Annotated in this window: 20 protein-coding genes; 17 read left to right on the top strand and 3 right to left on the bottom strand. The window is 61.0% G+C overall.

Going from position 1 to position 19727, the window contains the following annotated elements:
- The first annotated feature begins 23 nt into the window (after window positions 1-23).
- The 13 genes from ACVWYU_RS15240 (at window position 24) to ACVWYU_RS15180 (ending at window position 13630) form a co-directional block, all read left to right on the top strand.
- Window positions 24-992, top strand: a complete 969-nt coding sequence (locus ACVWYU_RS15240; RefSeq protein ID WP_390959444.1) for a GTP 3',8-cyclase MoaA — start codon at window positions 24-26, stop codon at window positions 990-992.
- 248 nt (window positions 993-1240) lie between these two features.
- Complete coding sequence (locus ACVWYU_RS15235; RefSeq protein WP_247255356.1) at window positions 1241-1849, top strand: DUF4823 domain-containing protein; 609 nt, start codon at window positions 1241-1243, stop codon at window positions 1847-1849.
- A 16-nt stretch (window positions 1850-1865) separates the two neighbouring features.
- Window positions 1866-2426 carry a DUF1285 domain-containing protein gene (locus ACVWYU_RS15230; RefSeq protein WP_457373026.1) on the top strand — a complete coding sequence of 187 codons (561 nt, stop codon included), beginning with the start codon at window positions 1866-1868 and terminating at the stop codon, window positions 2424-2426.
- Between the two features lie 169 nt (window positions 2427-2595).
- On the top strand, window positions 2596-3312 hold the full coding sequence (locus ACVWYU_RS15225; RefSeq protein WP_090317749.1) for a FadR/GntR family transcriptional regulator: 717 nt from the start codon (window positions 2596-2598) through the stop codon (window positions 3310-3312).
- A gap of 106 nt (window positions 3313-3418) precedes the next feature.
- Window positions 3419-4294, top strand: a complete 876-nt coding sequence (locus ACVWYU_RS15220) for an SMP-30/gluconolactonase/LRE family protein (protein ID WP_390959448.1) — start codon at window positions 3419-3421, stop codon at window positions 4292-4294.
- A 272-nt stretch (window positions 4295-4566) separates the two neighbouring features.
- Complete coding sequence (locus ACVWYU_RS15215; protein WP_390959450.1) at window positions 4567-5385, top strand: SDR family oxidoreductase; 819 nt, start codon at window positions 4567-4569, stop codon at window positions 5383-5385.
- Between the two features lie 141 nt (window positions 5386-5526).
- Window positions 5527-6531 (top strand): substrate-binding domain-containing protein, encoded by a 1005-nt coding sequence (locus ACVWYU_RS15210; RefSeq protein ID WP_090317759.1) that lies wholly within the window; start codon window positions 5527-5529, stop codon window positions 6529-6531.
- A gap of 64 nt (window positions 6532-6595) precedes the next feature.
- Window positions 6596-8152 carry an L-arabinose ABC transporter ATP-binding protein AraG gene (araG, locus tag ACVWYU_RS15205; protein WP_457373025.1) on the top strand — a complete coding sequence of 519 codons (1557 nt, stop codon included), beginning with the start codon at window positions 6596-6598 and terminating at the stop codon, window positions 8150-8152.
- 12 nt (window positions 8153-8164) lie between these two features.
- The gene (gene araH, locus ACVWYU_RS15200) at window positions 8165-9133 is read left to right on the top strand and encodes an L-arabinose ABC transporter permease AraH (RefSeq protein WP_247255360.1); all 969 of its coding nucleotides are present in this window, start codon (window positions 8165-8167) and stop codon (window positions 9131-9133) included.
- Window positions 9134-9330: 197 nt separating this feature from the next.
- Window positions 9331-10044, top strand: a complete 714-nt coding sequence (locus ACVWYU_RS15195; RefSeq protein WP_090317767.1) for a GntR family transcriptional regulator — start codon at window positions 9331-9333, stop codon at window positions 10042-10044.
- Window positions 10041-11039 (top strand): ADP-ribosylglycohydrolase family protein, encoded by a 999-nt coding sequence (locus ACVWYU_RS15190; protein ID WP_457373024.1) that lies wholly within the window; start codon window positions 10041-10043, stop codon window positions 11037-11039. Before ACVWYU_RS15195 ends, ACVWYU_RS15190 begins: the two co-directional genes overlap by 4 nt.
- A gap of 202 nt (window positions 11040-11241) precedes the next feature.
- Window positions 11242-12708, top strand: a complete 1467-nt coding sequence (locus ACVWYU_RS15185) for a purine-cytosine permease family protein (RefSeq protein WP_457373023.1) — start codon at window positions 11242-11244, stop codon at window positions 12706-12708.
- Window positions 12701-13630 carry a PfkB family carbohydrate kinase gene (locus tag ACVWYU_RS15180; protein ID WP_457373022.1) on the top strand — a complete coding sequence of 310 codons (930 nt, stop codon included), beginning with the start codon at window positions 12701-12703 and terminating at the stop codon, window positions 13628-13630. The genes ACVWYU_RS15185 and ACVWYU_RS15180 overlap by 8 nt, the downstream gene beginning before the upstream one ends.
- 136 nt (window positions 13631-13766) lie before the next feature.
- Here ACVWYU_RS15180 and ACVWYU_RS15175 read toward each other — a convergent pair whose 3' ends face one another.
- The 3 genes from ACVWYU_RS15175 to ACVWYU_RS15165 form a co-directional block, all read right to left on the bottom strand.
- Window positions 13767-14147 (bottom strand): Rho termination factor N-terminal domain-containing protein, encoded by a 381-nt coding sequence (locus tag ACVWYU_RS15175; RefSeq protein WP_457373021.1) that lies wholly within the window; start codon window positions 14145-14147, stop codon window positions 13767-13769.
- A gap of 28 nt (window positions 14148-14175) precedes the next feature.
- Entirely contained in the window at window positions 14176-14499 is a 324-nt protein-coding gene (locus ACVWYU_RS15170; RefSeq protein ID WP_457373020.1) for a hypothetical protein, read from the bottom strand.
- Between the two features lie 80 nt (window positions 14500-14579).
- Window positions 14580-15785 carry an MFS transporter gene (locus ACVWYU_RS15165; protein ID WP_457373019.1) on the bottom strand — a complete coding sequence of 402 codons (1206 nt, stop codon included), beginning with the start codon at window positions 15783-15785 and terminating at the stop codon, window positions 14580-14582.
- Between the two features lie 208 nt (window positions 15786-15993).
- Between ACVWYU_RS15165 and ACVWYU_RS15160 the strand changes: the two genes are divergently transcribed.
- The 4 genes from ACVWYU_RS15160 to dgoD all read left to right on the top strand — a co-directional run bounded on the left by ACVWYU_RS15160 (window position 15994) and on the right by dgoD (window position 19565).
- Window positions 15994-16476 (top strand): GNAT family N-acetyltransferase, encoded by a 483-nt coding sequence (locus ACVWYU_RS15160; RefSeq protein WP_056855912.1) that lies wholly within the window; start codon window positions 15994-15996, stop codon window positions 16474-16476.
- Between the two features lie 260 nt (window positions 16477-16736).
- Window positions 16737-17729 (top strand): 2-dehydro-3-deoxygalactonokinase, encoded by a 993-nt coding sequence (locus ACVWYU_RS15155; protein ID WP_457373018.1) that lies wholly within the window; start codon window positions 16737-16739, stop codon window positions 17727-17729.
- Between the two features lie 19 nt (window positions 17730-17748).
- The gene (locus ACVWYU_RS15150; protein WP_090317780.1) at window positions 17749-18369 is read left to right on the top strand and encodes a 2-dehydro-3-deoxy-6-phosphogalactonate aldolase; all 621 of its coding nucleotides are present in this window, start codon (window positions 17749-17751) and stop codon (window positions 18367-18369) included.
- A 47-nt stretch (window positions 18370-18416) separates the two neighbouring features.
- Window positions 18417-19565 (top strand): galactonate dehydratase, encoded by a 1149-nt coding sequence (gene dgoD, locus ACVWYU_RS15145; RefSeq protein WP_007950849.1) that lies wholly within the window; start codon window positions 18417-18419, stop codon window positions 19563-19565.
- Window positions 19566-19727 lie beyond the last annotated feature (162 nt).

Below are 19727 nucleotides of genomic sequence, written 5' to 3'. Positions count from 1 at the left end.
ATTTTCTTTCGCCGGAGTGATCCATGATCGTTGACCGTCAAGGCAGGCGTTTTCGTAATTTGCGAATCAGTCTGACCTCAGCCTGCAATTACGCTTGTACCTACTGCGTGCCTAACGGCAAGCGGCTGGTGGCTGCGCAGGATGAATTGTCGGCCGAGGCCATGGCGCGCGGCGTCGCCTATCTGATTGAAGCGGCAGGCATCGAGCGCTTGCGCATCACCGGCGGCGAGCCGCTGGTCAGCCCGAAACTCGAAGCCTTCATGACCGCCGTCGGCCAGATGGGCCTGGAAGACATCAGCCTGACCACCAATGGTCAACTGCTGGCGAAAAAGCTGCCGTTGCTGGTCAATGCCGGCATTCGCCGCATCAACGTTTCCCTCGATACCCTGGACGCCGGCGCCTTTCGCGGCATTGCCCGTGGCGGCGATCTGGCGACCGTGCTCGACGGCATGGACCAGGCCAGCGCCGCTGGCATGAAGATCAAGGTCAACATGGTGCCGTTGCGTGGCCAGAACCTCGATCAGGTAATGCCTCTGCTGGAGTACTGCCTGGAGCGTGGCTATGAGTTGCGCTTCATCGAGTTGATGCGAATGGGCCACCTGGCCAGCGACTCCAACGCCTTCCTGCAGCAGTTTGTCAGCCTTCAGCAGTTGTTGGACCTGATCGGCGAGCGCTACGAATATCTCCAGGCCGATGCTCCGGTCGATGCGACTGCAGTGCGCTACGAAATCCCGGGCATGGGCCACTTCGGTGTAATCGCCAACGAAAGCGTTCCATTCTGCCGCACCTGTTCCAGGCTGCGTCTGTCCTCCACCGGCTGGTTGCATGGCTGTTTGTCATCGAGTAATCGGCACTTCGTCGGCGATCTGTTGGACAAACCGCGTCATCAAGCGCTGCCGGCGCTCCAGCGGCTCTTGGTGAAAGCCTTGGGCGACAAGCAGGAAGTAGCGTTTTCCGGTGGTGCCACGGTCATGAAGATTATCGGCGGCTGAACCGGCCCTGTGGCGAGGGCGCTTGCTCCCGCTGGGGTGCGAAGCAGCCCTCGATTGTTACAAACACTACTTTCCTTGGTATTTGCGACCTCTGCGCAGCCCGGCGGGACGGTGCGGCGATCCTACGAGCTCACTCGCCACAAACAGAATTATCAATCCGGAAATATCTTTGGTCGCAAAGGACTGGCGCAAAAGCTGCATCCCACGGCCATTCGCCGGTTTTCCGACACCGGCCTCTGGAGGATAGGATGCGTAGCCTGGTTTTGCTGCTGGCCGTTTTGGCGCTTGGCGGCTGCATGAATGTCAGCGATATGGCCGAGGGCGCTCGCTATCAAATGAGCGACGCCGGTTTGCTGGACCATAGCGATAGCCGCCGTGTAAATAACCTGCGCATTCAACCGGACTCTTTCGTCTACATTGCCCAAGGCGCGTTCGCCCCGCCGGGCAGTGCCGTTTACCCGCGACCCAACGTGATCGCTGAAGTCGCCTTCGATGGCTTTGTCGAATATTTCCCGATGGTCCGCCGCGCTCGTGCGCCGGAAGGGCTTGACCAGGCGATGAGCGAAGCCCGTGCCGTGGGTGCCCATTACCTGCTCTACACCCGTTTTGCCAAGTCGGATGACCGCATTGGCAACTCGGACGAATGGCTGGATCAAGAAGCAGTCGATCGCCTGGGCATCGACAGCGGTGTCATTCAGATCATGTTGATCGAGACCAGCACCCAGTATTTGATTGATACTGCACGTATCAAGAGTCGTGGCGGTTTACTGACGTTCCACGACAAAAAGCCAGAAGACCTGATGGGCCCGCCGCTGGAGCAATATGCTCGTAGCCTGCTGGGGCTCAGCGACCAGTAATCGAAAGGAGATCGCCATGAGTGGCCCGCAAAAAGCCAACGACCTGCTGGGGCAAATCCCCAAAACCAAAGGCTTGCCGCCGGTCCATCTGTGGAACCCCGACTTCTGCGGTGACATCGACATGCGCATCGCCCGCGACGGCACCTGGTACTACCTGGGCACGCCGATAGGGCGCAAGCCGATGGTCAAACTCTTCTCGACCATCATTCGCCGCGACGGCGATGACTATTTCCTTATTACGCCGGTCGAGAAGGTCGGCATCAAGGTCGATGATGCGCCTTTCGTGGCCGTTGCCGTGGATGTGGAAGGCGAGGGCGAGGCGCAGGTCTTGCGCTTCACCACCAACGTTGACGAAACCGCTGATGCCGGCACAGAGCATCCGATCCGCGTGTTGATCGACCCGCTCACCCAGGAGCCGGCGCCTTACGTCCATGTGCGCACCAATCTCGAAGCCCTGATCCATCGCAATGTGTTCTATCAATTGGTGGAGCTGGCGGTGAGTCGCGAAATCGACGGGCAGCGTTGGTTGGGTGTATGGAGTGGCGGTGAGTTCTTCCCGATAGGTCTGGAGCCATAACTCATCACTTTGTAGGAGCAGGCTTGCTCGCGAAGGCGGCAGGCCTCGAGCTTTTCGCGAGCAAGCTCGCACCTGCGTTGAATTCCTGCCTGTAACCAAAAAATCAAATTGACACCCAATCGTATGATGATTAGCGTGGTCTTCCATCGCGATCGGCTTTGAGGTGTCCATGTCCAGCAGTTTCCATGCATCAACGGTCGATTGGTTGGGCTGCTGGATCGCCACCGGGCAGGTCAAGCCGGGGGAGTCTCTCAAGGTCGAGGCGGATCTGGGCGAGCAGCTCGGTGTCAGTCGCACCGTCATCCGCGAAGCCATCAAGACCCTGGTCGCCAAAGGCATGCTCGAAGTCGGGCCCAAGGTCGGCACGCGGGTGTTACCGGTGCGGCGCTGGAATCTGTTCGACCCACAAGTCGTCGGCTGGCTGTCGCGCAGCGGTTTGCCGGAAAACTTCGTTGATGACTTGCTCGATCTGCGCCGCACCATCGAACCGATGGCCGTGCGTTGGGCTTGCGAGCGGGCGAGTGTCGAGCAGATAGAAGCGATTTTATTGGCCTGCAATGCGCTCGAACGCGCCGTGGACAGCGGCGTCGATTACAACCGCGCCGACCAGCTCTTCCACGAATCCATCCTCGCCGCCAGTCACAATCAATTCATCGAACAAATGGTCCCGGCCCTCGGCGCGTTGTTGGCAGTGTGTTTCGAGGTGTCCGCCGCCGACCCCGACGAATTGCGTCGCACCTTGCCGATTCATAAAGACATGGCCGACGCCATCGCGGCTCGGGATGCCGCGCGGGGTGTCTGGGCCTGCATGACCCTGATCGACAACGCTGACCTGGCGATCAAGCGCTATTACCCGCAGGTCATGGCCGACAGAAAGGCCAGCTGAGAACGAAGCACCTGTAGAGCCGGCTTGCCGGCGATGGCGCTCTTAAAGTCGCGATCGCTGGCAAGCCGGCTCCTACCTAAAAACAAGAACAACAGCAGGAGGTTGCATGACGTGGACTGCGGTTACCGAACACCGGGCGCAACTCGGCGAAGGCCCGTTCTGGGATGCGCCGACCCAGGCACTGTACTGGGTGGACATCGCCGGCAAGCAAGCGCTGCGGCTGGTCGGCGCCAACGTGCAGATCTGGCAGATGCCGGAGCATGTGTCGGCTTTCATCCCCTGCGAAAGCGGCGATGCATTGGTGACCCTGAGCAGTGGCGTCTATCGACTCGATCTGGATTCACCAGGCCTGGAGCCGCGCCTGACATTGCTCTGTGTCGCCGATCCGCAACCGGGCAACCGTGCCAATGAGGCGCGCTGTGATGCCCTGGGGCGGCTCTGGCTCGGCACCATGCAAAACAACATCGGCGAGCAAGGTGAAGACCTGCCCGTCACGCGGCGTACCGGCGGGCTTTTTCGCATTGATCGCGATGCCCGGGTAACGCCACTGCTTCGCGGCCTGGGCATTCCCAATACGTTGTTGTGGAGCGAGGACATTACCACCCTGTATTTCGGCGATAGCCTCGACGGCACGCTGTATCAGCATGTCATTCGCACCGATGGCAACCTCGAACCGGCGCAGATCTGGTTCGAAGGACATGGGCGAGGCGGTCCGGACGGATCGGCGATGGATGCCGAAGGTTTTATCTGGAACGCCCGATGGGATGGCAGTTGCCTGCTCAGGCTTGCCCCGGACGGCACAGTCGATCGGGTCATCGACCTGCCGGTCAGTCGTCCCACCAGTTGCGTGTTCGGCGATGCCGACCTGAAAACCCTATACATCACCAGTGCAGCCAGCCCGCTCGGGCATTCGCTGGACGGGGCGGTGTTGTCGATGCGTGTCGATGTTCCAGGAAAAATCTGTAGTCGATTCGCTGGGTAATTCCCAATATATGGGATGCAAATATATATATTGAGATTTGTTGCGGGCCGGGTTTATAGTCGGCCTCACCAGTGACATGCACTCACACTTAAAAAAACAAAACAGGTGAAGTGATGCAGCGATTTTCCACCGCACTCCCTTGCGGAGTCAGTGCTTCAGATCCGATCCATGCTGAAGCGTTTTTGCGCTCGCCTGTTTTTCCTCAACGTCTTTTGACCGGACATCCACGGATGCCCGGTTTTTGTCGTGCTTTCGAACAGGAGTCTTGATCCATGGCTGAACCTCTTTCTTTGCCACCGGTACCCGAGCCGCCGAAGGGTGAGCGCCTGAAAAACAAAGTCGTGCTGCTCACCGGTGCCGCCCAAGGCATTGGCGAGGCCATCGTCGCGACCTTCGCGTCCCAGCAAGCCAGGCTGATCATCAGCGATATCCAGGCCGAGAAAGTCGAAAAAGTCGCGGCGCACTGGCGGGAACAAGGTGCCGATGTGGTGGCGATCAAGGCCGACGTATCGCGCCAACAGGATCTGCACGCCATGGCCAGACTGGCGGTCGAACGTCATGGCCGAATCGACGTGTTGGTCAACTGCGCCGGGGTCAACGTGTTCCGCGACCCTCTGGAAATGACCGAAGAAGACTGGCATCGCTGCTTCGCCATCGACCTCGACGGCGCCTGGTATGGCTGCAAGGCCGTGTTGCCGCAGATGATCGAGCAGGGCATCGGCAGCATCATCAACATTGCCTCGACCCATTCCACCCACATCATTCCAGGCTGCTTTCCGTACCCGGTGGCCAAGCACGGTTTGCTCGGCCTGACCCGCGCCCTGGGCATCGAATATGCGCCCAAGGGCATTCGCGTCAACGCCATTGCACCCGGTTACATCGAAACCCAATTGAACGTCGACTACTGGAACGGGTTTGCCGATCCCCACGCCGAACGTCAGCGCGCCTTTGACCTGCACCCGCCAAAACGGATCGGCCAGCCGATCGAAGTGGCCATGACGGCGGTTTTCCTGGCGAGCGATGAAGCGCCGTTCATCAACGCGTCGTGCATCACCATCGATGGTGGGCGCTCGGTGATGTACCACGACTGAGCCTGCGGGATTTCAGGCGCATGACTACGCCTGAAATCCAATCATCATACGATATGACTATTGGCAGCACGGGTTCACCGCCCATTGATTTACAAGAACGCTTTCAAAGAACGCTCAAAAAAAATAACAAGGAGTCAGCTTATGAATCGTCGTCGTGCAATCCGTTCCCTGTGCTGTGCCGCTTTGGCGGTCACCGCGGTCAGCCTGAGCAGCACGCTGCTGGCGGCCGAGGAAGTGAAAATCGGTTTCCTGGTCAAACAAGCCGAAGAACCCTGGTTCCAGACCGAATGGGCCTTCGCTGAAAAGGCCGGCAAGGAGAAGGGCTTTACCTTGATCAAGATCGCCGTGCCGGACGGCGAGAAAACCCTGTCGGCCATCGACAGCCTCGCGGCCAACGGCGCCAAGGGCTTTGTGATTTGCCCGCCGGATGTGTCCCTCGGCCCGGCGATCATGGCCAAAGCCAAGCTCAATGGTTTGAAAGTGATTGCTGTGGATGACCGTTTCGTCGACGCCGGCGGCAAGTTTATGGAAGACGTTCCCTACCTCGGCATGGCGGCGTTTGAAGTCGGCCAGAAACAGGGCCATGCCATGGCCACCGAAGCGAAAAAACGCGGTTGGGAGTGGAAAGACACCTACGCCGTGATCAACACCTACAACGAACTCGACACCGGCAAAAAGCGCACCGACGGTTCGGTCAAGGCGCTGGAAGATGCCGGCATGCCGAAGGACCACATTCTGTTCGCGGCCCTGAAAACCCTCGACGTACCGGGCAGCATGGACGCCACCAACTCGGCGCTGGTGAAACTGCCGGGCGCGGCGAAAAACCTGATCATCGGTGGCATGAACGACAACACCGTGCTGGGCGGGGTGCGCGCCACCGAAAGCGCCGGCTTCGCCGCGAAGAATGTGATCGGCATCGGCATCAACGGCACCGATGCGATCGGTGAATTGAAGAAACCCGACAGTGGTTTCTATGGATCGATGCTGCCAAGCCCGCACATCGAGGGCTACAACACTGCCGCGATGATGTACGAGTGGGTCACCACCGGCACGGAACCTGCGAAATACACCGCCATGGACGACGTGACGCTGATCACCCGCGACAACTTCAAGCAGGAGCTGGAAAAGATCGGCCTGTGGAACTGAGGGCCGGTTGATTTCATCGGCAGCCCTGATGATGGGGTTGCCTGATCCGTGTGACGAGGTGGTTATGGCGCAAACACAAGTACAACAACGCACTGACGGAGCTTTCAGGGGCAGTGGCAGCTTGCGCTTCAACGGGATCGGTAAAACCTTTCCCGGGGTGAAGGCGCTCGATGGCATCAGCTTCGTCGCCCATCCGGGGCAGGTTCATGCCTTGATGGGGGAAAACGGTGCCGGTAAATCGACCCTGCTGAAAATCCTCGGTGGCGCGTATATACCGAGCAGTGGCGACCTGCAGATCGGCGAGCAGACGATGGTCTTCAGGTCCACCGCCGACAGCATCGGCAACGGCGTCGCGGTGATCCACCAGGAGCTGCACCTGGTGCCGGAAATGACCGTGGCGGAAAACCTGTTTCTCGGGCATCTGCCGGCGAGCTTCGGCCTGATCAACGGTCGCACCCTTCGCCAACAGGCATTGGCCTGTCTCAAGGGCCTGGCTGATGAAATCGACCCGCAGGAGAAAGTCGGGCGCTTGTCCCTCGGCCAGCGGCAACTGGTGGAAATCGCCAAGGCCCTGTCCCGTGGTGCGCATGTGATTGCGTTTGACGAGCCCACCAGCAGCCTTTCGGCGCGGGAGATCGATCGCTTGATGGCGATCATCGCTCGCCTGCGCGATGAGGGCAAAGTGGTGCTCTACGTCTCCCATCGCATGGAAGAAGTGTTCCGCATCTGCAACGCGGTGACGGTGTTCAAGGACGGTCGCTACGTGCACACCTTCGAGGACATGAGCCAGCTGACCCACGATCAATTGGTCACCTGCATGGTCGGTCGCGACATCCAGGACATCTACGATTACCGCCCTCGTCAGCGCGGTGCGGTGGCACTTAAAGTCGACGGGCTGCTCGGGCCAGGCTTGCGCGAGCCGGTGAGTTTCGAGGCCCATAAAGGCGAGATTCTCGGGCTGTTCGGTTTGGTGGGGGCCGGTCGTACCGAGCTGTTTCGCATGCTCAGCGGTTTGCAGCGCAACACCGCGGGACGCCTTGAATTGCGCGGCCACGAGCTGAAATTGCGTTCACCCCGTGATGCCATTGCCGCCGGGATTCTGTTGTGCCCGGAGGATCGCAAGAAGGAGGGCATCATGCCGCTCTCCAGCGTCGCCGAAAACATCAACATCAGCGCTCGCGGTGCCCATTCCACCTTCGGTTGTCTGTTGCGTGGCCTGTGGGAGAAGGGCAATGCCGACAAGCAGATCAAGGCGCTGAAAGTGAAGACGCCGCATGCCGGGCAGCAGATCAAGTTTCTATCCGGCGGCAACCAGCAGAAAGCCATCCTCGGTCGTTGGCTGTCGATGCCAATGAAAGTGCTGCTGCTCGACGAGCCCACGCGCGGTATCGACATCGGCGCCAAGGCCGAGATCTACCAGATCATCCATAACCTGGCCGCCGACGGTATTTCGGTGATCGTGGTGTCCAGCGACCTGATGGAAGTGATGGGCATTTCCGACCGCATCCTGGTGCTGTGCGAAGGCGCCATGCGTGGCGAACTGAGCCGCGAACAGGCCAACGAAACCAACCTGCTGCAACTGGCTTTGCCGCGCCAACGCGCTGACGGCGTGGCGAACTGAGAGGTGATTATGATGACAACCCAAAACAATGCCCTGCCGACTCCGCGCAAACCGCTGGACCTGCGGCGCTTTCTCGATGACTGGGTCATGCTGCTGGCGGCTGTGGGGATCTTCGTGCTCTGCACCTTGCTGATCGACAATTTCCTTTCGCCGCTGAACATGCGTGGCCTGGGCCTGGCGATTTCCACCACCGGGATTGCCGCCTGCACCATGTTGTACTGCTTGGCGTCCGGGCATTTCGACTTGTCGGTGGGCTCGGTGATCGCCTGTGCCGGGGTCGTCGCGGCCGTGGTGATGCGCGACACCAACAGCGTGTTTCTCGGTGTGTGTGCGGCGCTGGTCATGGGACTAATTGTCGGGCTGATCAACGGGATCGTGATCGCCAAGCTGCGGGTCAACGCGTTGATCACGACGCTGGCCACCATGCAGATCGTGCGCGGCCTGGCTTACATCTTCGCCAATGGCAAAGCGGTGGGGGTGTCCCAGGAGCCATTCTTTGTCTTCGGTAACGGCCAGTTATTCGGCGTGCCGGTGCCGATCCTGATCACCATCGTCTGCTTCCTGTTCTTCGGCTGGCTGCTCAACTACACCACCTATGGCCGCAATACCATGGCCATCGGCGGCAACCAGGAAGCGGCGCTGCTGGCCGGGGTCAACGTTGACCGGACCAAGATCATCATCTTCGCCGTGCACGGCGTGATCGGCGCGCTGGCCGGGGTGATCCTGGCTTCGCGCATGACCTCGGGTCAGCCGATGATCGGCCAGGGCTTCGAACTGACGGTGATCTCGGCATGCGTGCTGGGCGGGGTATCGCTGAGCGGCGGGATCGGCATGATCCGGCACGTGATTGCCGGGGTGCTGATTCTGGCGATCATCGAAAACGCGATGAACCTGAAGAACATCGATACGTTTTACCAGTACGTGATTCGCGGTTCGATTTTGCTGTTGGCGGTGGTGATTGACCGTCTGAAACAGCGCTGAGATTTTCGCTGCTCTTACGGCCGCCATCGCGGGCAAGCCATGCTCCCGCAGGTTTTTGCGAAACCTGTGGGAGCATGGCTTGCCCGCGATGGCGGCATAACTGAATCACTCCCGCTCTCGCGAACAATCGCATCCTTCTGTCAGCTCCCTTAAATATTCCTTGCCCGCCCCAACCCGTTTCGGGTATCAATTTGTACATGATTAGACAGGTACGATTTGACAAGAAACAACGGGTGGTCGACGAGCTTATCCGGCGCATCGAAAGCGGCCTCATGGAGGACGGCTTTCATCTGCCGGGCGAGCATCAATTGGCTCAAGAATTCAAAGTCAGCCGAGGTACCTTGCGTGAAGCCCTGGCCGAGTTGAAACGGCGCAACTACATCGCGACGCAAAGCGGGGTGGGCTCCATTGTCACCTTCGACGGTGTGGTACTCGACCAGCGCAGTGGCTGGGCCCAGGCCCTGGCCGATAGCGGTGCGCTGATCAATACCGAAGTGCTGCGGCTGGAGGCGGTGACCCGTCCTGACTTGCTGTCGCGTTTCGGCACCGACCAGTTCATTACCCTCGACCGGCGCCGCCGCTCCAACGACGGCACCCTGGTCTCCCTCGAACGCTCCTTGATGCCCGCCACCGGAGGCCTGGAAAGCTTGCCGCGCGTCGGTTTGATCGACAATTCCCTGACCATCACTCTGGCTGCCTACGGCTATATCGGCGAACGCGGCGATCAATGGATCGGTGCCGAACCACTGAACGCCGAAGACGCCGAACTGCTGGGACGACCGGTCGGCACGGTATTCCTCAAAGCCTTGCGTACGACTTACGACCGGCAAAACCGTTTCATGGAACAGGTGGAAAGCCTGCTGGACCCCATCCACTTCCGCCTGCACCTGCAATTTGGAAACAGCAAATGACCGCACTCAATCATGCATTGGGTGCGTTCTATGGCCTGGCCCTGGGCGATGCCCTGGGCATGCCGACCCAATCCCTGAGCCGCGCCGAGATCAAGGCGCGCTTCGGCGTAATCACCGACTTGCAAGACGCCGGCCCCTTGCAACCGATTGCCGCCAACATGCCCAAGGGGTCCATCACTGACGATACCGAACAGGCGATCCTGGTCGGGCAGTTGTTGATCGACGGCAAGGGCAAGATCGAACCGGCGCTGCTCGCCCGGCGCTTGATCGAATGGGAAGCCGGGATGCAGGCCAGGGGCTCGCAGGATTTGCTCGGGCCATCGACCAAGCGTGCGATCGAGATGATCCTGGCCGGCCATTCGCCGGAAGAGGCGGGGCGTTACGGCACCACCAACGGTGCGGCGATGCGCATCACCCCGGTCGGTATTTCGGCGGACGTCGGCGATCCCGAGGGTTTTATCGACGCCGTGGTGCAGGCCTGCCAAGTCACCCATAACACCACGCTGGGTATTTCGAGCGCCGCGGCGGTGGCGGCGGTGGTCTCGGCCGGGATCAACGGCATGGGGCTGGGGGAGGCGTTGAGCCTTGGCCAGCGAATCGCCCAACAAGCCGAAAGCCATGGTCACTGGGTTGCCGGCGGACGCATTGCCTCGCGCATCAGTTGGGCGCGCAGCATCAGCGTCGACAGCGACAAGGCGTTGCTGGCCGATCTGCTGTACGACGTGATTGGCACTTCGGTGGCGTCACAGGAATCGGTGGTGGTGTCGTTTGCCCTGGCGCAGCAAGTGGCCATCGGCGAGATGAATGCCTTCGACGCACTGTGCATGGCCGCCAGCCTGGGCGGCGACACCGACACCATCGCGGCGATTCTCGGCGCAATGCTCGGGGCTTGCCTGGGCCTGGAGAGTTGGCCGGAGGCGATGGTCGAGACGGTCAAGGCCGTCAATCATTTGGAGCTGGAGCCACTGGTCAAAGGGCTTCTCAGCCTGCGCTGATCAGGAGCTTTTGTGGCGAGGGAGCTTGCTCCCGCTCGACTGCGCAGCAGTCGCAGACCTTCTAACTCGGTTTAACTGACAGCCCTCTGTCTCTGGATGTTGGGCCGCTTCGCAGCCCAGCGGGAGCAAGCTCCCTCGCCACAGGGATGAATCACTTCCGTATTTGCCCACAACCACAACAAAGGCAACAGGAGTATTTTTCATGAGTTCATCAAACGTCGGGCAGAACGCCGGACAGCTGGAAACCCGGGGCATCGAACCGGTGCCGGAAGCCGAGTGCAACGGTCATCCCCTGCAGCTGTTCTGGGTCTGGTTCGCCGCCAACATTTCCATCCTCGGCCTGCCTTTGGGGGCGACCCTCGTGGCGTTTCGCGGCCTGGCGATCTGGCAGGCGATCATCGTCGCAATCCTCGGTGCTGCTGGCTCCTTCGCCGTGGTCGGGATCATTTCGATTGCCGGTCGTCGTGGCCGGGCCCCGAGCCTGACTTTGTCGCGCGCCATCTTCGGCGTACGCGGCAACGTCGGTCCGACCCTGGTTTCGCTGATGTCGCGCCTGGGGTGGGAAACGGTCAACACCACCACCGCCGCGTTCGTGCTGTTGTCGCTCTGCTCGATCCTGTTCGGCTCGCCGGTGGAAGCGAAAAGCGCACCGCTGTTGACGCTGTTGTTCATCGCGATTTTCGTGTTGCTGACCCTGTCGGTGTCGGGCCTCGGTCACGCCACGCTGTTGGTGATCCAGAAGTGGGCGACCTACGTGTTTGGCGCGCTGAACATTCTGGTGGGCGGTTTCCTCTGCGCCACCATCGACTGGAGCGCGGTGTTCAACGCCACGCCTGCGCCACTGAGCGCCATGATCATCGGCGTCGGCACCATGGCGGCGGGCACCGGCATCGGTTGGGCCAATGCCGGTGCCGACATGTCGCGCTACCAGCACCGCAGCGTCAAGGCTGTGCGCCTGGTGGCGTCAGCGGCATTCGGCGCGGGCATTCCGCTGGTGCTGTTGATCACCCTCGGCGGCCTGCTGTCGGTGGGCAATAACGACCTGGCCCAGGCCACCGATCCGATCATCGCGATCCGCGACATGCTGCCGACCTGGATGGCCGTGCCGTATCTGATCACCGCATTTGGCGGGTTGCTGCTGTCGAACAACTTGTCGGTGTACTCCGCCGGCCTGACCACGCTGACCCTCGGCTTGAAGGTCAAGCGTGTCTATGCGGTCGTGGTCGACATCGTTGCGATCTTTGCCGGTTCGATCTACTTCATGCTGATTGCCGACAGTTTCTACGGCCCCTTCATCACCTTCATTTCACTGCTGGCGGTGCCGATCACCGCGTGGGTCGGGATCTTTGTGGTCGACCTGATCCACCGTCACTACTACAGCCCCAAGGATTTGCTGGATGTCAGTCCGAGCAGCGCCTACTGGTATCGCGGCGGCGTCGAGTGGCGTGCCTTCGGGGCCTGGGCGATCGCGATCGTGCTTGGTTTCAGTTTCACCACCATTGGCACCACCGCAGAAAACATCTGGTTCAAGGGCTTCCTATCCGACTCGTGGCTGGGCCATAACGGCCTGGGCTGGATCGTGACTTTCGTGGTGGCGGGCGGGGTTTATTTTGTACTCGGCGGGGCGAAGGATCGTCGCGCTGCGTTGACCGGGAATGCGCATGCCTAAGTTGTTGCACACCGGCCAGGTCATCATCGACCTGGTCATGGCCGTGGATAAATTGCCGCAAGCCGGTGGCGACGTGCTGGCGCAGTCCGCCAGTTTCGAAGCCGGAGGTGGCTTCAATGTGATGGCCGCCGCCCGGCGCAACGGTTTGCCGGTGGTCTATCTCGGCCGTCATGGCACCGGGCGTTTTGGTGATCTGGCGCGCGAGGCGATGGATGCGGAGGGCATCCGGATCGGCATCCCTCACCGCGCCGAGCGCGACACCGGATTGTGTGTCGCCATCACGGACGCTTCGGCCGAGCGCAGTTTCGTGTCCTGCATCGGCGCCGAGGGTGAACTGACTGCCGAAGACCTGGAGAGCGTGTCGGTCGAGGCGGGGGACTATGTCTATGTCAGTGGCTACAGCCTGCTGCACGTCGGCAAGGCCCAGGCGCTGGTGGACTGGGTGCTGGCGTTGCCGAGTGCAATCAAGGTGGTGTTCGATCCGGGGCCGTTGGTGGATTCACCGGAGGCGCCGCTGATGCAGGCTTTATTGCCACGCATCGACCTGTGGACCAGCAATGCGGTCGAGGCGCTGAAATTCACCGGGGCGTCGGACCTCGCCGACGCGCTGACGCGCCTGACCGACCATCTGCCGCCCACGGTGTTGATGGTGGTGCGCGACGGCCCGCAAGGCTGCTGGATCAGCCAGGGCGCTGAGTGTCGGCATGTGCCGGGCTTCAAGGTCGACGCCGTGGACAGCAACGGTGCGGGCGATGCCCATGCCGGGGTGTTCGTGGCGGGCCTGGCCCAAGGGTTGTCGGCGTTTGATGCGGCGCGGCGGGCGAATGCGGCGGCGGCGTTGGCGGTGACTCGCTGGGGGCCTGCCACTTCGCCGGGCACAGCCGAGGTTGATGCATTGGTCAGGCAGTCATTCAACGGCTGAACGGACGCCTTCGCTGGCAAGCCATCTCCTTCCTTCAAGGGACAGTGGTGAACACTTGATTTGTGAACACATTGAAACCCTGTGGGAGCGGGCTTGTCCGCAATGACACCCTCCGAACCACCGCATGATTTGGACTCTAGCCAGCCTTGCGCAACGCCTCGATCAACTCTTGCTTGCGCATGGTGGATCGACCCGGAATTTTCTTGGCCCGCGCTTCCTTCATCAAACTGTCCATGGTCTGCGTATCGCGTGAGGCCTTGCTGTTGCGCGAATGCCCCTCGCGACTGGCGACGGCTCGCCGGGCCGATTCCTTGCGATCCTCGGACTTGGCGCTGGCGGGCTTCTTGCGTGCGGATCCTCCGGCGCGTTCGCCGCCGCCGGATTGTTTGTTCACCGTGGCCCAGGCGCGTGCTTCGGCTTCCTCCCTGGACACGCCTTTGCTTTCATAGCTGTCTTCGATGTGCTCGGCCTTGCGCTTCTGCTCGGCGGTGTATTTGTCTTTGCTTCCACGAGGCATGGGATTTCTCCTGCTTTCAGGGGGGCAACTATTGGCTGATTCCGCCGACTTTGCCCGAGTTACCGCTGGTGCTCGAGCCCAGGCCGCCACCGGTGTTATCGGGTGTTTCGGTGTCCGGCAAGTCCAATCCGCCCTGGCGTCCGGGGTCGTTGCCCTGGGTGCGAGGATCGGTCCCGGTGGAAGGCGGCAAACGGTTGTCGATTCCCGCACCGCCGGTGTTCATGCCGGGGGCGCTCTGGATGGCCGGGGCCTTGGGTTTTTCCACTGGGTTAGTGGGGCCAGTGGCCCCGGCGAAGGCGGCAGAGGACAGCAGCGCGGAAAGGGCGAGGGCGGTCAACCGGGACAGGCTCATGGTGTTGTCTCCAATAAATAGAGTCCTGCCTGATTAGTCCGCCCCGGATCTCAATGGGTGCCTCCTGGGCGACGAACGGCTCAGGCGCGCTGCAACGCCTTGACCGCGGTGATTCGGCGCCAGGTCAGGCGCCCGACGGTAATCAACCAATTGAGCGATGCAACCGCCATCACGGTGAGCAGCAGCGTGGACATGCCGTGTTCGACGATGATTTTCCCGGCCAGCAGTGGAAAACCGAACACGCCGATGAAGTACGACAGGCTGAACAGCAGCAAGGATTGCGCGGTGGTGCCGCTCGGCGCTTCATTGGCGGCCAGGCCGTTGATCACTGAATAGGTCAGGCCATAACCGATCCCCAGCATCACGGCGGCGAGCACGTAGCTGAAGCCATCGTTGACCATGAATCCGAACATCAGGATCGAACCCAGCATCAATCCCGAAAGCAGGCAGGACGCACGCAGCGGATCGCGCTTGACCACGAATCCGGCGATCAGCAGGCGGCCGCTGATCGCCGCGCTCATGAAGCCGAGAAAGAACAGCGAATAGTCGAGCGAGCGCTGCGCCGCGTAGCTGGTTTGAAAACTCGACAGCCCACCGAACACGCAGCCGCCGAAGCCGACCATGATGATCGGGAACACTGCTCTGGACGACAGCACCCGGGCTGCGGCATGCCAGGAAATCCGCGATACGACGGTCGATTGCGCCGGGGCCGTTTTCAGCTGTCGATCCAGACGCCAGAACAGCAGCACCCCCATGAAACTGGCCAGCGCCGCCAGGTAAAACGCCGCCGTTACCGGATAGCCGAGGGCGCTCGCGGCGCGACCGAGTAACGGGCCGCTGCCGATGCCGGTCATCATGCTGCCCGACAGCAGGGCGAAATATTTGGCGCGCTGCGCCGGCTTCACCAGGCTCGCGACGATGATCGGCCCCAGGGTATAGAAAACGCCCCAGCCCAATCCCAGCAACAGCCCGAAAAGCAGCAGCAGATGGCCGAAGCCGGGCGTCAGGGCAAAGCCCAGGCTGGCGGCTACCAGCAAGAGGCCGAACAGCGCCACCGAGCGGGCCGCGCCGAGCCAGTCGGACAAGTGGCCGGAGACAATGACCGCGGCAAAGGTGCTGAGCATCGCTGCCGAAATCACGCTGCCGGCATCCTGCTCATTGCCACCGCGAGAGCCGATCAACAGCGACAGCAAAAAGGTCGAACCGTAAGACAGCGACAGCAGATAGCTGGCCAGGCAAAACAGGCCGAACAACTTGCTGGAGACAGGGGGTGTTGCGGTAGACATGACGCGGTTCCTTGACCCGATAAATACGAGGTCATCTATCTATCACGCAAGGCGTCTATGTTGGGTGCGAGGTTCGCGATGCAAGGGTTAGCCAAAGCCGGAGTAATGACCTGTAGCCAGGACGTTCTGCGGTGAGGGAGCAAGCTCCCTCGCCACAAATCGCGCGCCGCCTTAGTATGGCGTTTTCCACTTATGACAAGGCACGTCCATGACGATCGAAATCCGCCCGGCGACCCCCAGTGATGCACCGCAAATCCTCGCGTTCATCACTGAATTGGCCGACTACGAACGTGCCCGCCATGAAGTGATTGCCAGTGTTGCCGACATCGAGCGCAGCCTGTTCAGTGAGGGGGCGACCGCCCATGGCCTGATCTGCTTGCGCGACGGTTTGCCGATCGGTTTCGCGGTGTTCTTCTTCAGCTATTCCACCTGGTTGGGCAGCAACTGCCTGTACCTGGAAGACCTCTACATCACTCCGGAACAACGCGGCGGCGGGGCGGGCAAAACCCTGCTGCGGCATTTGGCGAAAATTGCCTGTGCCAACGACTGCGGGCGCTTCGAATGGAGCGTTCTGGAGTGGAACACCCCGGCCATCGATTTCTACAAATCCCTGGGCGCTCAGCCGCAGGAAGAGTGGGTTCGCTACCGGATGGACGGCAAAGTACTCCGCGAGTTCGCCGAAGGAAATTAAACGCCCACCCCTGTCGGAGCGAGCCTGCTCGCGAAGAAATCGAAAGCACCGCAGGGTGCCAGGCCTCACGCGTTATCGTTGACGACCATCGCTAGCCAGCTAGCTCCTTCAGGGGAATGCATTCCGAGGAGCTAGCGAACGCTGCGATGTTTTTTTGTCTGGTCTCAATATATGGGATTGATATTTATATATTGAGATTGTTCCGCGTCCGGGTTTATAGTCCAGCTCACTCACTGCCAAAAACCAAAACAGGTGAAGCGATGCTGGCGCAATTGATCGCGCTCGATTGGGGGACAACCTCATTACGTGCTTACAAACTGGCCGAAGGTGGCCAGGTGCTCGAACAGCGGTCGCTGTCGTCGGGGATCATGCAATTGCCCAAGGCGCCGCGCGTCATCGCCGGCCGGGAATGCGCCGACGGCTTTGAACTGGCCTTTGACCAGGCCTGCGGCGACTGGCTCGACGAGCAGCCCGGCCTGCCGGTGATTGCCTGCGGCATGGTCGGCAGCGCCCAGGGCTGGCGCGAAGCGGCCTACCGCGATACGCCGGCAAACGTCGCGACCCTCGGTACCGCCCTGCAAACCGTACGCAGTCTTCGCGGTGTCGACGTGCACATCGTGCCGGGTGTGATCCAGCGCACGCGCTTGCCCAACGTGATGCGCGGCGAAGAAACCCAGGTGCTCGGTGTGTTGCAAACGCTGCCGGACGAGGCGGGCACCGATCTGTTGATCGGCCTGCCGGGCAGTCATTCGAAATGGGTAGAAGTGGCCAACGGCTGCATCATCCATTTCGATACCTTCATGACCGGCGAGATCTTCGCTGTGCTCAGTGAACACAGCATTCTGGGGCGCACCCAGCAACGTGGGGGATCGTTCGATGGCGAAGCTTTCGATCGCGGCGTGCAGGTGGCGTTGTCGGCCGACGGCGAGATTGGCGTGCTTTCGACAGTGTTCAGCGCTCGCAGCCTGGGGCTGACGGGTGAACTGAGCGCCGCCGCACAAGCCGATTACCTGTCCGGGCTGCTGATCGGTCATGAGCTCTCGGCGCTGGCCAGTCTTCAGCGCCGTCGACGCAACACGGTGCACCTGCCGTCGATCATCCTCATCGGCAATTCCCAACTCTGTACGCGTTACAGCCGAGCCCTCGACGCTTGCGGTTTCGCCCGGGTGACCCAGGCCGAGCAGGCCACCGAACGCGGGTTGTGGCGACTGGCGCTGGCCGCCGGACTGGTCACGCCCAACCCATCCCGATAAACCTGACTGGAGCTCTGACATGCTCAAACAAGCACTGGCGCAAAACGGTCTGATCGCGATTTTGCGTGGCCTGCGTCCGCAAGAAGCTGCAGCCATCGGCGAAGTCCTGTACGCCGCCGGATTTCGCGTCATCGAAGTGCCGCTCAATTCCCCCGAACCCTACGAAAGCATCCGTATCCTGCGCAGCACCTTGCCCGCCGATTGCCTGATCGGTGCGGGCACGGTGCTGACGCCGGAACAGGTCGAACAAGTGAAAGCGGCGGGCGGTCAGGTGATCGTCATGCCCCACAGCGATCCCAAGGTATTGCGCGCCGCGAAGGCAGCGGGGCTGTACCTGTCGCCGGGTGTCGCCACGCCGACCGAAGCCTTCGCGGCACTGGCCGAAGGCGCGGACATCCTGAAGATGTTTCCGGCCGAACAGATGGGGCCAGCGGTCGTCAAGGCGTGGCTCGCGGTGTTGCCGGCGGGAACGATTCTGGCACCGGTCGGTGGCATCACCCCGGACAACATGCAGGTGTTCATCGATGCCGGCGTCAAAGGCTTTGGCCTCGGCTCCGGGTTGTTCAAACCAGGCATGACTCCTGCGCAAGTGGCGGCCAATGCCAAGGCCTATGTCGCTGCCTGGAAATCCCTTCGCTAAGACGTTTGGCGCTGCGTGCGCTGCATCTGAATAAGAGAGACAAGAAGATGAAAATCACCAAACTGACCACCTTCATCGTTCCGCCGCGCTGGTGCTTCCTCAAGGTCGAAACCGACGAGGGCGTGACCGGTTGGGGCGAGCCCGTGGTCGAAGGCCGCGCTCACACCGTAGCGGCCGCCGTCGAAGAATTGTCCGACTACCTGATCGGCAAAGACCCCCGCAACATCGAAGACATCTGGACCGTGCTCTATCGCGGCGGCTTCTACCGGGGCGGCGCGATCCACATGAGTGCATTGGCCGGCATCGACCAGGCGTTGTGGGACATCAAGGGCAAGGCGTTGGGTGTTTCGGTCAGCGATCTGCTGGGCGGCCAGGTGCGCGACAAGATTCGTGTCTATTCGTGGATCGGCGGCGACCGTCCGGCGGATACCGCGCGGGCGGCAAAGGAAGCGGTAGGGCGCGGTTTCACCGCCGTGAAAATGAACGGCACCGAAGAGCTGCAGTTCCTCGACACCTTCGAGAAAGTCGACCTGGCCCTGGCCAACGTCGCTGCCGTGCGTGACGCGGTGGGCCCGAACGTCGGCATCGGTGTCGACTTTCATGGCCGGGTGCACAAGCCCATGGCCAAGGTGCTGATGAAGGAACTCGACCCGTACAAATTGATGTTCATTGAAGAGCCGGTGCTCAGCGAAAACTACGAAGCACTGAAGGAATTGGCGCCGCTGACCAGCACGCCGATTGCCCTGGGTGAGCGCCTGTTTTCCCGTTGGGATTTCAAACGCGTGCTCAGCGAAGGCTACGTCGACATCATCCAGCCCGATGCGTCCCACGCCGGCGGTATCACCGAAACCCGCAAGATCGCCAACATGGCCGAAGCCTACGACGTGGCGCTGGCACTGCATTGTCCGCTGGGTCCGATTGCGCTGGCCGCCTGCCTGCAGCTGGATGCGGCCTGCTACAACGCGTTCATTCAGGAACAGAGCCTGGGCATTCATTACAACGAGAGCAACGATCTGCTGGATTACGTCAAGGATCCGCGGGTGTTCGACTACGACAAAGGCTTCGTGAAAATCCCCAACGGTCCGGGCCTGGGTATCGAGATCAACGAGGAGTACGTGATCGAACGCGCAGCCGTCGGCCACCGCTGGCGCAACCCGATCTGGCGTCATGCCGATGGCAGTTTTGCCGAGTGGTGAGTTCCTCCTGACACATAACCCGTGGGAGCGGGCTTGCCCGCGATAGCGTCCTGTCGCTCACATCAATGCCGGATGTGCCCTCGCCATCGCTGGCAAGTCACCCCCACAGGGTTTCGTGCAAGGCTTAGATCGTCCTCAATAAACACAAGAAGAGGCACCCCT

The sequence above is a fragment of the Pseudomonas sp. TE12234 genome, from assembly GCF_054061835.1.
Note: the sequence above shows the minus strand (reverse complement) of the source record. Positions and strands in the feature narration are given on the sequence as shown.